Consider the following 16,265-nt stretch of genomic DNA (forward strand, 5'->3'; position numbering starts at 1 on the left):
GAGCACAACGCCTCGCTCAAGGCCGCCCGGGCAGGTCTGCAGGCGGCTGCCGGCGCCGTGGGGGGCGAAGCGGCCGGCCCGCGTCCCTCCCTGGCGATCCAGGGTTCCGGCACCCTGGTGGTCAACGAGGACACCAACACCCAGTCCATCGGGCTGGGGCTGAACCAACAGATCGACCTCTGGGGGAAGATGGACCTCCAGCTCCGTCAGGCCGTCCTCTCTCTGGCCGCCCAACGCGCCGCCTACAGGGAACAGGCGAACAGCCTGCTGGCCAGAGCGGAACGCCTCTTCTGGCAAGGCACCGTGACCCGGCAGAAGCTGGCCCTCTACGACTCCCTGGTGGAGCAGCGCACCAAAGACCTGGAGCTCGCCCGGAAACGCTATGACCTCGGCGCCGTGCCCCGGCTCGACGTGGTGCGCGCCCAGGTCCAGCTGGAAAAGGTGCGGGCCCAGCGGTCCACCATCCAGGCCGAACTGCGGGACATCCTGGCGGGAATGCGGGAGCTCGTCGGCAACACCGAGTTTGTCCGCCCCAGCCGGGAGGTGGAGCCCCCCGCCCTCCCCCAATCCCTCCGGGAAGGCACCATCGACGGCAACCCGGCGCTGCGCAGGGCCGAGGTCGCCCTGCAGGCCACCTCCGTCGACAGGGAGCTGGCCGCGCTGGGCATGCGCCCCACCCTGTCGGCGAACCTCAGCTACACGGCGGCCTCCAATGCGGCCCTCTCCAGCGAGGGGGACATCCTCCTGGCCCTGGACCTCACCGTCCCCCTCTACGACGGCGGCCGCACCAAAAACGCCGCCGAGCGGGCCCGCCATCTCCAGCGCCAGGCCGAACAGAACCTCGCCCAGGCCCGGCATACCCTCCGGCGGCAGCTGGAAGAGGCGGACAACCGCTGGGAGAAGGCCATCGCCCTGGAGCACAGCCGGTCCGAAGAGGTACGCCTTGCCAGGGAGGAGCTGCGGATCACCCGGCTCCGCTACAACACCGGCGTGGGCTCCCAGGCGGATCTCCTGGACGCCCGCCGGGAGGAAGAGGCGGCGCGCTCCTCCTACCTCGACGTCCTGCAGGAGATGCACCTCTCTCTGGTGTCGCTGCGGGAGGTGCAGGGTCGCTATGCCGCCGATCTCCCGGAAGAACGGTAACCCCTCCCCCCTGCGCCGCCAGAGCGGGCGGTAGACCCCATGGGCTTTCTGCTCGCCCACCTCACCGATCTGATCTTCATCGCCGGTGGACTGGGCCTCTTCCTGCACGGGCTGGAATCCAGCGCCACCAGCGTCCGCAAGAGCCTGGGCGACGGTTCGCGCCGGATCATGGCGGCCTTCGCCGGGCGCAAAGGCCTCTCCTTTGTGGTGGGAATCTTCCTCTCCGCCCTCTCCCAGAGCAGCACGGCGGCCACCTCCTTCACCGTCGGTCTGGTGGACGTGGGCATCCTGCCGCTGACCTCGGCCATCGTGGTGATGATGGGCGCCAGCGTGGGCGCCACCTTCGTCACCATCCTGCTGAGCCTGGACATCGTCCGCTACGCCCCTCTGGTGCTGGTGCTCAGCGTCTTCGCGGCCCGCACCGGCCGCGGACGGACCAGACAGATCGCCCAGATCGCCCAGGGGATCTCGCTGCTCCTCACGGGGATGTTTCTCATCTCCACCGGAGTGGACCCCCTCATGGCCGACAGCCGCCTTCAGGGGAGCATCCTGGCGCTCGTCTCCTCGCCGCTGCTTCTCGGTGTCGCCGCCTTTGTGCTCACCTCGCTGATCCAGAGCAGCTCGGCGGTGATGGCCCTGGCCATCGCCACGGTGGGGACCGGGACGGTCCCCGTGGCTGCCGTCCTCCCCGTGGTGCTGGGCTCCCATGTGGGCTCGTCCACCACGGTGCTGCTGGCGGGGCTCGGCACGAGACGCAACGCCCGCCGGCTCGCCTGGAGCACCCTCCTCTACAAGCTCGGCGGCGCCCTCCTCCTGCTGCCGCTGCTGCCGCTGCTGCCCGGCCTGGCGGGGGCGGTGCTGCCCGCTCCCCAGACCCAGGTGGCGGGGGTGCACTTCCTCTTCGTCTGGGGCAACGCGCTCGCGTTCCTCCCCCTGGTGCCGCTGCTCGATCTGCTGAGCCGCAAGATAGCCTCCCTGGGGGGCTCTATCGGCCTCTCCGAGCCCCGGTATATCGACGACGGCCTGCTGGTCTTCCCCGCCCTCGCGCTGTCGTTGCTCTCCAGGGAGATGATCCGCCTGGGCAACCATATGGAGGAGCTCCTGGTCCTCCTGCTCTTCCGCCGGGAGGAAACCGACCGGATCGAGCGCTACCGGGAAAGCGTGGAGACCCTGTCGGCGGCCTGCTCCGACTATCTCCTGGAGCTCCGCGACCCGCTGGAGGATCCCGGGCTCCACAGGGAGTACGCCTCTCTGGCCTACACCATGACCTTTGTCCGGGAGATGGCCGCCATCCTTACCGACCGGCTCGCCCGGAGCGCCACCGCCCTGGACCAGGGATTCGCCGACAGCCCCCAGGCGGCCCCGGCCTGGTCCCGCTGCGCCGACGAGCTGGTGTCGGTCTTCCGCAACGCCCTCGGCGCCTTCGCCCTGGGTGAGCAGAAGCTCGCCTCCCAGTCTTGCGCCGCCCGGGACCGGATGCTTGCGGCTTCCGGCGAGATCCGTGGTATCCTCACTGACAACGGAGCGCTCTTCGACACCGCCGCCACCATGCGGGGATGGGAGCTGCTCTCCTCGTCGGAAGAGCTGGCCCGGGCCGCCACCGAGGTGGCCGGAGGCTACACCGCGCGCCACCGAGGCGCGATCACGGAAGAGACGGGCGGTGAACATCCATGAAACTCTTCGGCAAAAAACAGGAACAACGCACCGAGGAACTGCTCTACCAACGGGACAAGCGGGAGCTCACCCGACTGCTCTCCGAGATGGGGGACACCACGGAGACGGCTCTGCGCCAGGCCATCCGGTCCCTTCTGGAACGGAACAGCGATCTGGCCGGGCAGGTCATCGCGGGCGACGATCAGGTGGACGACCTGGAGGTCTCCATCGAACAGGAGTGCCTGCGCTCCATCGGCATGCGCCAGCCCGTCCGGGACGACCTGCGCTTCGTCTTCTCGGTACTGAAGATCATCACCGACCTGGAGCGTATGGGCGATCAGGCCGTCAACATCGCCAAAACGAGCATGGAACTCAACCGGCGGCCGCTGTTCAAACCGCTGGAGGACACCCCCAGAATGGCCGAGCAGGCGGTCACCATGATGAGCAACGCCCTGCAGGCCTTCACCGAAGAGGACGCCGAACTGGCCCTGCAGGTGTTCAAAAACGATGCCACGGTGGACCGCTACTACGCGGCCATCTTCGAGGAGATCATGGTTCTGCTTGCCAGGGGGGAAAACAGCGAACGGGGAGACATCGAGCGGGCCATGCGGCTGGTGCTGGTCGCCCGGGCCCTGGAGCGGGTGGGCGACCACGCCGCCAACATCGCCGAACGGGCCTACTTTATGGTCACCGGCGGCCGGATCAAAGAGGAGATCCGCCGCCGGGAGGGCCGGAGCGAGAACGACGCCCCCGCGGGACCCGGCGACGATCTCCTCGCCTCCGGGGAAAACGGCGCCGGGCGCCCCGGCAGTGCGTCCTGAAGGGCGCTACACCTCGGTACGCTCCACCGGAGCCTTGCCCAGGTGGCGCCGGAGGTAGGGGCAGTAGACGGCGGCCAGAGGGTTGTGCCCCAGGGTACGGTCCTTGGCCGCCAGGGTGGTCACCGGGGCCTCCGAGGCCTTGGTGAAGAGGGCGTCGTGGCCCACGCAGAGCCCTAGGATGATGTTCAGGTCCGTGCCGGCCTCGTTGAGGATCCGGGCCTGCTCCTTGGGATTGCAGGTCACCGTGCCGATCCAGGGGCGGGAGATCAGCCCCAGATCGGCCTTGAGCACGCCGCCCACCTTGCAGCAGACAGAGTGGAAGGCAAACTCCCGCTCGATGATCCGGCCCGCCACGGCCGCCTCTTCGGCCAGACCGATACAGAAGGCCATCCCAAGCGTTCTGTACCCCATCCGCCTGGAGAACTCCAGGATCTCGTCGAAGCGGCCCAGCTTCTCGTAGAAACGGGCCTCCACCTCGCCGGCCACCTGGAGCATCCGGTGGTCCTCGCTCTCCTCGTAGAGAGGCAGGCTGTCGGTGGCGATACAGGGCTGTTCGTCTTCACAGGACTTGGTGGTGCATTGGTCGCAACGCATGCTGTCACTCCTCCGTCAGGGTTGGAATACACGGCTCCACTGCAGGAACCGGATCGCCCCGCCATTGTACACCCTCCATGGACAGCAATGTTCGAAACGACCCGCGGCCCGGCAGGAGACAGGGCGTCAGACGGAGTCCGCAGCCATACATCACTATTCCATAACAGGAATACACCTTCGTGTCTTTGTGCTTCCTCTGCAGACAAAGAGGCCGGAAGCTCGTATACTTGGGGGTGTCGGCAATCCAGATCATGCATCTGACCGTGGAGGTGGAATACCATGGAACGCAAGGACATCGTCACGATGAAGGGAAACCCGGTGACCCTTGTGGGCCCGGCGCTCAAGCCGGGAGACCAGGCGCCGGGATTCACAGTGCTGGACCAGGAACTCAAACCGGTGACCCTGGAGGATTTGGGAGACGCGCTGAAGGTGATCAGCGTCACGCCGTCGCTGGACACGCCGGTCTGCGATCTGCAGGCCCACCGCTTCAACGACGAGGCCGTAGGCCTGCCCGGAGATGTGGTGGTCCTCAACATCAGCATGGATCTCCCCTTCGCCATCAAACGCTTCTGCCTCACCGAGGAGATCAACAACATCCGGGTCCTCTCGGACCACCGGGAGGCCTCCTTCGGCACCGCCTACGGCGTCCTCATGAAGGAGCTCCGCCTGCTGGCCCGGTCGGTGTTCATCATCGACCCGGAGAACACCATCCGCTATATCGAGGTGGTCCACGAGGCGACCCACCACCCCGAGTACGACGGCGCGCTGGCAGCGGCCAAACGGCAGCTGCGGTAGCATCTCACTACCGCCCTCCAAACCACCTGGTGCGGCGGTGCGGCAGCGTACCCGGCATGCCTCCCCGGCGGGAGCGCGGCGCCCCCACTACAGGCCGCCTCCATCGCCGGGGGTTTTTTTGAAAGGTACCCGCAACCTGGGAACCGTGAGCGACGGCGACAGATGCCACCCCGCCGACTGGGACACAGAGGAAACCGGCCTTCCGCTTTCGGCCCCCCTCCACACCGGGAGTGGTACAATTGCCGGTGCTATGCAGACGGAAAGGTTCCAGAAGGGCGCGGGGGTACGGAAACGGGCCGGATGACGCGGCCTGCCCCGCCGCGTCCATAAGGTCTTTGTTGTAAGGAAGAGATACCCATGAAATACCACGCGCAGTTTCTCGGTGAACCGGCATTTTTCGCGAACGGGCGGAAGATCTGCTTTCCCTTCCAGAAGGCCCTCATCCTCACCCTGCTTCTGGTGGAAGAAGGGGCGCTCCACCGCGACCGCATCGCCTCGCTGCTCTGGGGCGACAAAACAACCGAGAGCGCACGGCGCAACCTCAGCAACGCCATCAGCGCCATCCGAAAACTGATTCCCATCTTTATCTCCAGCGGCAGGTCACTGGGGCTGGACAGAAAGGTGCGGGTCACCAGGGACGTTGACCTGATCCGCGGGATGGACAGCCTCTCCTGGGAGCAGGTGGAGCCTCTGCTCCACCCCTACCTGGACCTCCCCAAACTGGACGACTGGCCCGGCTTCAGCGAGTGGCTGCGGGAGCGGCGGAGCCACTACCACAGGCTGCTCATCCAGGGGCTGCGCAACCGCGCCGACCTCCATCTCCACCACGGCACCGAAAAGGGCCTGGCCGAGGGCATCCGCTGCTACGAGAAGCTCTCCGAGCTGGAGCCCTGCGACGAGACGATCAACGGCGAGCTCACCCGCCTCTATATCAAGGCGGACCGGAAGATCGACGCCCTCCAGGTGGCCCGGGCCTTCTCCCGCCGCGTGGAGGAGGACCTGGGCATGCCGCCTGACCACAGGTCGGCCACCTTCATCGACGAGCGATCGCCCCGACTGTGGGAATCGATGACCGAACCCCCGACAAAAGACAACCCCCTCTTCCGCAACGAAGAGCTGTTGCGACTGCTGGACTTCTTCTGCTGCACCGACTGCGCCCAAGAGTCCCAATGCGCCTTGCTCTGGGGCGAGGAGGGTATCGGCAAGGGGTCGCTCATCCGGAACACAACGGCCCGGCTGGAAAAGGAGGGATGGACCTGTCTCCACCTCCGGTGCTACCAGGAGGAGATGAACCGGCCCATGGCGCCCTTCTATCTCCTCATGCACCGCCTGGACTGCCGGTTTCCCCGGGAGCTGGGCTCGCAATCACAGGCGGAGCTGGGCTACCTCCGGGTGGCCGAGGTCGTTACAGAACAGATCTCGCAGATCGAGCGGGACGGAAGGTGTCTTTTGGTGGTGGAAAACCTCCAGTGGATGGACAACGCCTCCTGGATGATCCTGGAGTCGATCCTCTGGAACGACACCGTGCCCAGTACACTGCTCATCTCGGGCTACGAGGAGATACGGTCCACCTTCATGCTCCGTACGGAGATCGCCGGGGAGCCCATCGAAACGCTGGAGATACACCTGGAGCGGTTCGGCTTCGAGGAGACCGCCCGGATCTGCCGGCTCCTCCGCCCCGACACGGACTGGTCGGAACAGCAGCTGGCGGAAATCTACAACCAGACCCAGGGGAATCCCTTTTTTATCGACCAGACACTGAACACCGCGCCGGAGCCGGAAGCAGGCACGGACACCGGGGACGGTGAAGACGGCACGGAGGTTCCCAATCTCTACACGGCGCGCATCCAGCTGATGGACGAAAAGGAGCGGCTCGTCCTGGAGGGGCTCTCCCTGCTGCCCGCACCGGCACAGCTCTCCCAGATCTGCGAACTCCTGGAACTCACCCCCCTGGAGATCTCCAGATACCTGGAGCGGACGCCGCTGCAGGGCCTTCTCCGGGAGCACAGGGGCGAAGAGGGGGAGGTGTACTACTACTTCACCCACCCCAAGGTCCGGGACGCCCTTGCAGAGAACATGTCGCCCACACGAACGGCGGCGCTGCAGCGCAAAGCCATCGCCATTCTGGAGGAACAGTGCCGCACGGGAATGGCCGACGGCGACCGCTTCGCCGCCCTCGCCGGACTCTGCCGGGAGGAAGGCCTGCGAGACAAGGAGATCCACTGGCGTCTCCGGGAGCTGCAGCTCCACTTCAAGGCCGCCCACGAGGTCTTCCCCTCGCTGAGCGACCAGGAGCTGGCCCGCTGCATCCCTGCGGCGGAGGATACAGGCTATACGGAGCACTCCATCGACGAGATCCGCTCCCTTCTGAACAGGCAGATACGCCGCCACGGCCGGACACCCGAGCGCAGCACCATGGAACGGCAGCTTTTCGTCCTCCACGGCGGCTACCTCTGGTGGAGCGGCCACTACGAGGAGGCGGGCCAGGTGCTGGGAGAGGCCTACCGCATGGCCGCAGGGGGGAGTGACAGAGACCGGGCGGAGGCGCTGCTCCAGCTCTGCTATCTGGCCATCCAGACCGACAACAGAAAGGCGCTTGCCATCTCTGCCGGGGAGCTCTACCGGAGGGCACGCGCCAGCCACCTCCACCTGTTTATGGGAAGCGCGCTGCGCTTCCTCGCCATCCTGCGGATCATGGAGGGCCGCCCCAACGCGGCGCGTCGCCTGCTGCAGATGTCCACCAGGGTCTTCGAAAAGCTGGAGGAGGAGGGAATGAGCTACACCCTTCCCATCATCGCCGCCGAGCACTTCCGCGGTGACCTGGGCATCGCCGAAGGCGACATCCCCGGCGCCCTGGGGTACTACGAAAACTGCAACCACATGGCCGAATCCATCGGCATCCACCGCGGCATGGGGCTCTCCCTGGCCAAGGCCGGCTACTGTCTCTACCTGCTCGGAGAGTTCGACGAGGCGGAACGCGTCTTCTCCCGCATCAAGGCCTTCTACTCTCTGCTCAATTCGGAACAGGACGGCAGTCTCCAGGGCGGGGGCATCGCCTTCAGCCTCATGGGACTCATGGAAGGCCTCAAAGGGAACTGGCAGAAAAGCCGGGAGCACTTCACCCTGGCGGAGCGCTTCGTCACCACCACCCGGCGCCCCACCTGGACGGCCATCCTCTACTGGGCCAAGGCCGAGCTTCTCCGGGAAGGAAACGGCATCCCGGAGCGAATCCATGCGGACTTCCTGCCCCAGAGTGAGCAGGAATACCGGGAATGGGCCCACCGTTCCGGCGCCTGGGTCGGCTGGATCCGCTAAAACTCCCCTGAACCTCCTCAATGGCCGCATGCAGGCCCGCGCCGGTGCCCCCTTCCATCCATCGGCGCGGGACAAACCGGAAGACAGCGCAGTACAGCCCCCTCCAGTCCAGATAACGAGCAGCAGCCACAACACCACTTGAGGGCTTCGGTTTCCGGGGCCTGCAAAAAGAGCGCAAAGAACGCCGCCCCCTTCCCCGCTTCCGCCGGGATGAAGGGAGCGGCTTTTTGCACTCTTTTGACACCCTGCCGCTACACTTCCGGCAGAAGCTCACACAAAAAAACCAACAAATCCCACAGAGGAGGATGGCACTATGTCTATTGAGAAGGTTCGGCAGTTGATGATCGATGGAGACAACGACGCGGCCGTCTCCCACGTCCAGGCGTTGCTCGACGGGGGAACGGATCCGCAGGCCATCATGGACGGCCTGACGGAGGAGATGGAGGAACTGGGCAAGAAGTTCGAGAACTTCGAGGTCTTCCTTCCCGAGCTCATGGTCGCCGGGGACACCTTCATGCAGGTCGTGGAGGTGCTGAAAGGGTACCTCGTCGCGGATGCCGAGGGCAAAGGCCGTTCCACGATCGTCGTCGGGGCCGTCAAGGGCGACTACCACGAGATCGGCAAGAACATCGTGGGGATCATCCTGGAGGCCAACGGCTTCAACGTGGTGGATCTCGGCGGCAACGTGGACCCCGTGGCCTTCATGGAGGAGGCGGAGAAGAACAATGCCGACGCCGTGGCGCTCTCCGCGCTGATGACCACCACCATGCCCAACCAGGAGGAGTTCATCAAGCTCACCAGGGAGGTGGGCAACACCGGCAAGTACCTCGTCTGCATCGGCGGCGCGCCGACATCACCGGAGTGGGCCGAGAAGATCGGCGCCGACATCTGGTCCTTCGACGCCTTCGACTTCGCCGGCAAGCTCAAGGAGGCTCTCAACCGGTAGCACCGGCGGACAGGGTGTCTGCCTGCCAAACCAGGATGTAACGTGAAAGGGGTTTTGAACAATGTCCACGTTTCGGATGTGGGAAGTCTTTGCAAAGGCCGAGAGCGGCCCCTTCTACAGGGACCAGAACGAATGGATGATGAAATCCTTCATCCCGGAGATCCGCCGGGTCGTGAAGGAGCACGGCATCAAGTGGGACAAAAAGACCATCGTCAACGGCGACGACGACCTGGCCGACAGGCTCTGGGCCGCCGCCAGGGATTTCTTCCTCTCCGTGGGCGTCTACCACCAGGAGACCCACAGGGTGATGCAGTTCACCGAGCAGGAGGTCGACGAGGTCCTCTACACCAAGCAACCCTCCTACATGGTAGGCGCAGGCCACGACCAGCGCCGGCTCGGGATGCGCGCCGTGGAAGACAGGGAGAAACGGCCCTTCCACCTCTTCAGCCCCGACGCCAACTTCAGCACCGACATCCACAAGAAGGCCTGCATGGCCTATCTGAAGGAGCCCATGCTTGACGGGCTCTGCGCTCCGCTGATCGAGGACTTCATGGGCCGCAAGGCCACCTCCCAGAGCCCCACGGAGGTCGCCGCCGCCATGGAGCACGCCATGAACCTCCGGGACGCCCAGCGGCTGGTGGGCAAACCCGACGTCTGGACCGTCTCCGTGGGGACCGCCGAAACGGACCAGGCCCAGATCGCCGCCGCCGACCCCTCCTGGGGGGTCCGTCCCTCCCATCTGGACGGACGGATGGTCTCCATCCTCTCGGAGATGACCACCAGCGACGCCATGCTCAACAAGTCGCTCCACTACCGCTCCTACGGGAATGTCTTCGGCAACCTCTGCGGCGCCATCTACGGGGGGCACGCCGGCGGGGCCGAGGCCACCGCTGTCCTCCAGACCGCCTACAACATCCAGGGCGCCTGTCTCTACGGCTCCTGCTGGGCGCTGAACTTCCCCTTCCACCTCAAGTGGCAGTCCACCACCACCAGGGAGCTGCTCTGGCTGCAGAGCCTGCTCAGCCAGGCGCTGTCGCGGAACTCCAATCTCATCTTCCTCAACAACCTCTTCGCCAACGCCGGGCCGGGCACGGACCAGCTCTACTGGGAGTGCGCCAACCACGCCATCGCCTGCGAATCCTCCGGCGGCAACCCCTGGGGAGCGGCGACCTGCCGGAACAAGTTCACCGACCACGCCACGCCGCTGGAATCCCGGTTCTTCCACGAATGCTCCGAGGCCTCCTTCAACATGCGTCTCTCCAGGGCCCAGGCCGACGAGATGTGCCGGAAGATCATGGAGAAGTACGAATCCCTCGTTCCCGTGGACAACTACGGCCATACCATCCAGGAGGTCTACGACATGGAACGGCTGACCCCGCGGCAGGAATACATCGATCAATACCACCGCATGAAGGACGAACTTTCCAAGATAGGACTCCGGTTCCCCTACTAGAATCTCCCACAACAAGGCCAGTGGAACGAAACGGGACCTCCGCCACCCCGCCTCCTTTCGTTCCACTGGCCCTTTCCATAAACGGTCGGATCAACCAGAAAGAGGGAGTGATTCTCTGTGTCAAGCAAGATACGGCCATCCTTTGGAACCTCCGCGGGAGTCTTTCTGTCCATTGTCACCATCCTGATCGTAGGCATCTTCTATCTGCAGGTCGGCATCCACGTGCTACTCATTCTCGGAGCAGTGGTAACAGCGCTGGTTTCGAAGAAACTGGGGTACAGCTGGAAGGAAATCCAGGAGGCCATGTCCAACGGCGTGGGCCGCGGCATGGTGGCGATGTTCATCTTCATTCTCATCGGTATGGTGATCGGCTCGTGGATCCACTGCGGTGCGGTGCCCACGCTCATTTTCTACGGCCTCGATCTCCTGACGCCGGCGGTCTTTCTGCCGCTGGGGCTGGTGATCTGCGCCATCACCTCGCTGGCCACGGGGACCTCCTGGGGAACCGCCGGAACGATCGGACTGGCCATGATGGGGATCGGCTCGGGGCTGGGCGTCCCGCCGGCCATCACGGCGGGTATGGTGATCTCCGGTGCCTGCCTCGGCGACAAGATGTCCCCGCTTTCGGACACCACCAACCTGGCGGCGGCCTCGGCGGGTACGGATCTCTACGACCATATCAAGGCCATGCTCTACACCACCATCCCCTCCTTTCTCATCGCCCTGGCGGCGTTCACCTTCATCGGCCTCAAATACTCCAGCGGTTCCTTCGATGTGGCCGCCGTGGCGGAGATCCAGAACGCCATCGCCACGGAGTTCAACATCACGCCGCTGGTGCTGCTGCCGATGGTGCTGGTGATCGTGCTGAGCATGATGAAGGTGCCCCCGTACCGGCCATGATCTCCGGAGCCTTCCTGGGAACACTCCTTTCCATGCCCCTGCAGGGGGCCACGCTCAGCGAGGCCCTGACGGCCATCAACTACGGCTTCAGCGGCGACAGCAGCGTGGCGGCGGTGAACGACCTGCTCAACAGGGGCGGCATCCAGAGCATGATGTGGACCTTCTCGCTGTCCTTCATCGCCCTCAGCCTCGGCGGCGCACTGGACGAGATGGGCTACCTCAGCGTCCTCGTTGAGACCATCCTCCAGAAGGTGCGCTCCGCCGCCGGACTGATGACCGCTGCCGTGCTCACCGCCATCGTGGGCAACGCCTCCATGGGCGAGGCCTACCTGTCGATCATCCTCAACGGACGGCTCTACCACGAGGCCTTCGAAAAGGTGGGCCTCCGCAAGAGCATGCTCTCCAGGGCCACCGAGGAGGGCGCCACGCTGACCACGACCATCATCCCCTGGACCACCGCCGGCGCCTTCATGGCGGCCACGCTGGGCGTCCCGACGATCTACTACCTCCCCTTCGCGCTGCTCAACTGGATCAATCCCCTCCTGTCGATCATATTGAGCCAGCTGGGCATCTTCATGTTCTACGGCAAGGACCCCCGCGAAGAGGTAGAGGCCTAGGCGACCGATAAGGAAGCGCGGTTCCGAAAGAGGCGTTCCCTCTTTTCGGACCCGCCCCCGGAGACCGGGATATGACACGGCAGGCGACACGCAGAAGCGGCGGAGTCCCGCCCCGGGGGATCACCCCCCGGCGGGGCTCCCCTTCGGGATTCATAGGAAAAGCAAAAGAAGCGACCGTGCAGACCGCGAGCTGTTCAGAAGCTTTTCAGCAGGACCGGAAACCGAGGTGGCAGATATGGCGGAACAGACAGTAAAGACACTCTGCCGGATGTGCGACGACCACTGCGGCATGGAGGTCACCGTGGAAGACGGTGTCGTCAAAGGTGTGCGGGGAAACCCCGACCACCCCTGGAACCGCGGGCATCTCTGCGCAAAGGGAAAGGCGGCGGTGGAATTCGTCAACGCCCCCGACAGGCTCTACCGGCCCCTCAAGAAGACCCCCCAGGGGTGGGAGGAGATCCCCCTGGAACAGGCCCTCGACGAGATCGCCCGGCGGGTACGCGATATCCAGGCCCGCTACGGCGACCGCGGCATGGGCATCTGGAAGGGGGAGGCCGTGGGCTTCAACCAGGAGGAGGAGATGGCCAGGCGCTTCTGCCACGCCATCGGGACGCCGAACTACTTCTCCTGCGACTCCCAGTGCTTCGTCTCCCGGTTCATGGGGTACCGCTTCGTCTTCGGCACCTCCGCCTACCCCTTCCCGGACTGCGCCAACTCCCGGGCCATCCTCGTCTGGGGAACCAACCCCCCGTCGACGCACCCCTTCATGACCCACAGCATCCAGCGGGGGCAGCAGCGGGGCGCAAAGCTGGTGGCCGTGGATCCCCGCCTCAGCCACATCGCCCGGCAGGCCGACCTTTTCGTCCGGATCCTGCCGGGCACCGACGGCGCGCTGGCGCTGGGCCTGGCCAATATCCTCATCTCCCGGGGCTGGTACGACCGGGACTTCATCGAACACCACACAATGGGTTTCGACCGCTTCCGGGACTACGCCGCCGGGTTCGACAAAGCCTCCGTCGCCGAAGAGACGGGCATATCCCCCGAGGAGATGGAGGAGATGGCCCGCACGCTCTACGAGGCCTCGCCTGAGGTCTCCATCTACATGGGCGTCGGCCTGGAACACCACGTGAACGGCGTCAACAACATCCGCGCCATCGCCGCACTGCCGGCGCTCTGCGGGGCACTGGACCGCAAGGGGGGCAACCGCCTCCTGGCGGGCCCGCCGCTGCGCAACCTCACCCTCTACGACGAGAAGCCGCTGACCCACCTGGGCCCCATCGGCGCCGACCGCTTCCCCGTCCTCTACGACCAGCGGCAGGAGTGCCACACCATGACCGCCATGGAGACGATCCTCACCGGCGATCCCTACCCGCTGCGGGGCATGATCGTCACGGCGGGCAACCCCGCCTCGACGAACCCCAACCTCCGGAAGGTCAAGGAGGCGCTTGCCGGCCTGGATCTGCTGGTGGTCCGGGAGCTCTTCATGACGGAGACGGCCCGGCTGGCCGACTACGTGCTGCCCGCCGCCAGTTTCATGGAACGGACGGAGGTCTTCTGCCACGCATCGCTGCAGCTCCTCAACCTCACCCAGCGGGTCTTTTCCATTCCGGGCGTCCAGGACGAATACTCCTTCTGGCGCGACCTGGCCCACCGGCTGGGCGCCGGGGAGTACTTCCCCTGGGAGAACGAGGAGGAGCTCAACGCCTGGATTCTCGAACCCACACCCTTTACGACGGAAGAGCTGGCCGCCCATCCCGAGGGGGTCCGCTACACGCCGATACGGCTGGAAAAGTGGCGGCACACCCCTCTGAACACGGAAAGCGGCAAGGTGGAGTTCACCTCGGACTACCTCCGGCGCTTCGGGCTCAGCGAGCTGCCCGAATACATCCAGCCGGCCTACAGGAAGCAACCCGACGAGACCTACCCCCTCTGCATGACCACAGGGGCGAGGAAGTCCTTTTTCGTGCACAGCCGGTACCACAACATCCCGCGGTTCAACAGACTCTGCCCCGAAGCGGAGCTGGAGATGCACCCCCGCGACGCCGCGGCCCTGGGGCTCGTCGACGGGCAGCGGGTGCGTGTCGTCTCCCGGCACGGCGAGGTGGCCATGCAGCTCTGCATCGTCCAGGAGGGGGAGATCAAAGGAGGCTGTGTGCACAGCCTGCACGGCTTCTGCCGGGACAACGTGAACTACGTCACCCACGACCTTGACAACGACCCCATCTCCGGCTTCCCGCTGCTCAAATCCTTCCCGGTGCGCGTAGAGGCGGCGGAAGAGGAGCCCTCATGGTGACACCGGAAGCCTCCCGGCGTTGCGGTGCGGCCTGAGGCAGGTCCCCGCGCTTGAGTGTCTGACGGCGAAGGCCTATAGTGTTGCGGCACGAAAAGGATCATCCACTGTTGGGAGATGAAGCTATGGAACCACGGGACATCCGGATCGTTTTCCAGCCCTCCGGCACCACCGCCCGGGCGCGGGAGGGAGAGATACTGCACGACGTCGCCGCCGGGGCGGGCGTGCGGATCGCCAGGCCCTGCGGCGGTGCGGGAAGCTGCGGGAAGTGCCGCGTCCGCGTAGCAGGGGCTGCCGCCCCGCCGACGGAGACAGAGCGGAGGCTCTTGAGTGCCTCGGATCTCCGGGACGGTATCCGCCTCGCCTGCGCCGCCACCGTGGCCGGTGAGGCCGAGGTCCACGTGATCGACAGCGCATCCGGTGCGGGGTCGCCCATTCTCTCCAAGCTCGCCGGCGGCGACATCCAGTGGGCGCCCGATACGAGCGGCTACGGAGTGGCCTTCGACATCGGCACCACCACCCTGGTGGCCTACCTGCTGGACCTCGACGGCCAGCGTGTGGTGGACTCCCTCTCCTTTCTCAACCCCCAGTGCAGCTACGGCGACGATGTGGTCTCCCGTATCGCCCACTGCGCCGAAGAGGGAGGGCTCCAGCAGCTGCAGCGCTCGCTGGTGGAGGAGATGAACAGGCGGCTTGCCGAGCTGGCCGGACGTAACGGCTTGCAAACAGAAGACATCAGCGGGATCACCGCCGCGGGCAACACCGTGATGAAGCACCTCCTGGCGGGGATCTCCCCGCAGAGCATCGGCGTCAGCCCCTACAAGCCGTCGTTCCTCACGCTGCCGCCCATGGAGGCGGCCTCACTGGGGCTTTTGTGCTGCCCCGGAAGTCTGGTGAAGCTCATTCCCAACGTGGCGGGCTACGTGGGTGGCGATATCGTGGCCGGCGTGGCCGCCACGGGCATGGCCGAGTCGGAAACGATGCGCCTTCTGATCGACATCGGCACGAACAACGAGATCGTTCTCGGCAACCGGGATGGGCTGTTCTGCTGCGCCGCGGCGGCGGGCCCGGCCTTCGAGGGGGCGCGCATCGAAAACGGGATGACCGCCGCCCCCGGGGCCATCGAGCGGGTCTTTTGCAGTGAAGGAGACCTGATGGTGCAGACCATCGCCGGCGACCCGCCGCGGGGCCTCTGCGGCTCCGGCCTGGTGGACGCCATGGCCCTGCTGCTCGACGCGGGCATCATCGACAGAAGCGGCCGGATGACCGACCCGGAACGATGCCCCGATCCCCGGCTCCGCCGCCGTCTCGACCGAAACGAACGGGGGATCCTCCGCTTCCTGCTGACCGACGATGCCCACCCTGTCTCTCTCACCCAGAAGGATGTCCGGGAGGTGCAGCTCGCGCTGGGGGCCATCCGCGTCGGCGCGGAGGTGCTCCTGGAGCGGGCGGGACTCCCCGCGGAGGAGGTGGACGAGGTGCTTCTGGCCGGTGCCTTCGGCAACTACATCGACCGCACAAGCGCCCTCCGCATCGGACTGCTGCCCGCCGTGCCCGCCGCGAGGATCACAAGCGTCCACAACACCGCCGGACTCGGCGCCGCCATGGCCCTGGCCTCGAAGCACTTCTACGGGAAGACCTACAGCATCGCCGAGAAGATGGAGTATATCGAGCTCTCCACACTGGACGACTTCCAGGAGCGCTTTGTCGGCGCCATGACCTTTTAGGAGCCACGGAG

Annotated in this window: 12 protein-coding genes; 11 read left to right on the forward strand and 1 reads right to left on the reverse strand. The window is 65.6% G+C overall.

Going from position 1 to position 16,265, the window contains the following annotated elements; genetic code table 11:
- The 3 genes from K9L28_04225 to phoU form a co-directional block, all read left to right on the forward strand.
- On the forward strand, nt 1-1,143 hold a 1,143-nt coding region (locus tag K9L28_04225; protein MCF7935526.1), incomplete at its 5' end, for a TolC family protein.
- Between the two features lie 39 nt (nt 1,144-1,182).
- Nucleotides 1,183-2,817, forward strand: coding sequence for a Na/Pi symporter (locus tag K9L28_04230; protein ID MCF7935527.1), 1,635 nt, complete (start codon nt 1,183-1,185; stop codon nt 2,815-2,817).
- Entirely contained in the window at nt 2,814-3,617 is an 804-nt protein-coding gene (gene phoU / locus K9L28_04235) for a phosphate signaling complex protein PhoU (protein MCF7935528.1), read from the forward strand. The genes K9L28_04230 and phoU overlap by 4 nt, the downstream gene beginning before the upstream one ends.
- A gap of 6 nt (nt 3,618-3,623) precedes the next feature.
- Here phoU and K9L28_04240 read toward each other — a convergent pair whose 3' ends face one another.
- Complete coding sequence (locus K9L28_04240) at nt 3,624-4,211, reverse strand: DUF1847 domain-containing protein (protein ID MCF7935529.1); 588 nt, start codon at nt 4,209-4,211, stop codon at nt 3,624-3,626.
- A gap of 279 nt (nt 4,212-4,490) precedes the next feature.
- On the opposite strand from K9L28_04240, the gene tpx reads away from it, so the two are divergent.
- From tpx to K9L28_04280, 8 genes are all read left to right on the forward strand, one after another.
- Nucleotides 4,491-5,006 (forward strand): thiol peroxidase, encoded by a 516-nt coding sequence (tpx, locus tag K9L28_04245; protein MCF7935530.1) that lies wholly within the window; start codon nt 4,491-4,493, stop codon nt 5,004-5,006.
- Between the two features lie 357 nt (nt 5,007-5,363).
- Nucleotides 5,364-8,321, forward strand: coding sequence for an AAA family ATPase (locus K9L28_04250; protein ID MCF7935531.1), 2,958 nt, complete (start codon nt 5,364-5,366; stop codon nt 8,319-8,321).
- Nucleotides 8,322-8,634: 313 nt separating this feature from the next.
- Nucleotides 8,635-9,267, forward strand: coding sequence for a cobalamin-dependent protein (locus K9L28_04255; GenBank protein ID MCF7935532.1), 633 nt, complete (start codon nt 8,635-8,637; stop codon nt 9,265-9,267).
- Between the two features lie 76 nt (nt 9,268-9,343).
- Nucleotides 9,344-10,720 carry a monomethylamine:corrinoid methyltransferase gene (locus K9L28_04260; protein ID MCF7935533.1) on the forward strand — a complete coding sequence of 459 codons (1,377 nt, stop codon included), beginning with the start codon at nt 9,344-9,346 and terminating at the stop codon, nt 10,718-10,720.
- 117 nt (nt 10,721-10,837) lie between these two features.
- Nucleotides 10,838-11,620 carry a hypothetical protein gene (locus K9L28_04265; GenBank protein ID MCF7935534.1) on the forward strand — a complete coding sequence of 261 codons (783 nt, stop codon included), beginning with the start codon at nt 10,838-10,840 and terminating at the stop codon, nt 11,618-11,620.
- Nucleotides 11,617-12,237 carry a hypothetical protein gene (locus K9L28_04270; protein ID MCF7935535.1) on the forward strand — a complete coding sequence of 207 codons (621 nt, stop codon included), beginning with the start codon at nt 11,617-11,619 and terminating at the stop codon, nt 12,235-12,237. Before K9L28_04265 ends, K9L28_04270 begins: the two co-directional genes overlap by 4 nt.
- A 235-nt stretch (nt 12,238-12,472) precedes the next feature.
- A complete protein-coding gene (locus tag K9L28_04275; GenBank protein MCF7935536.1) occupies nt 12,473-14,530 on the forward strand; it encodes a molybdopterin-dependent oxidoreductase in 2,058 nt (685 codons plus the stop codon).
- A 122-nt stretch (nt 14,531-14,652) separates the two neighbouring features.
- A complete protein-coding gene (locus K9L28_04280; GenBank protein ID MCF7935537.1) occupies nt 14,653-16,254 on the forward strand; it encodes an ASKHA domain-containing protein in 1,602 nt (533 codons plus the stop codon).
- Nucleotides 16,255-16,265: the final 11 nt, after the last annotated feature.

This window comes from Synergistales bacterium (assembly GCA_021736445.1).
Taxonomy (GTDB): domain Bacteria; phylum Synergistota; class Synergistia; order Synergistales; family Aminiphilaceae; genus JAIPGA01.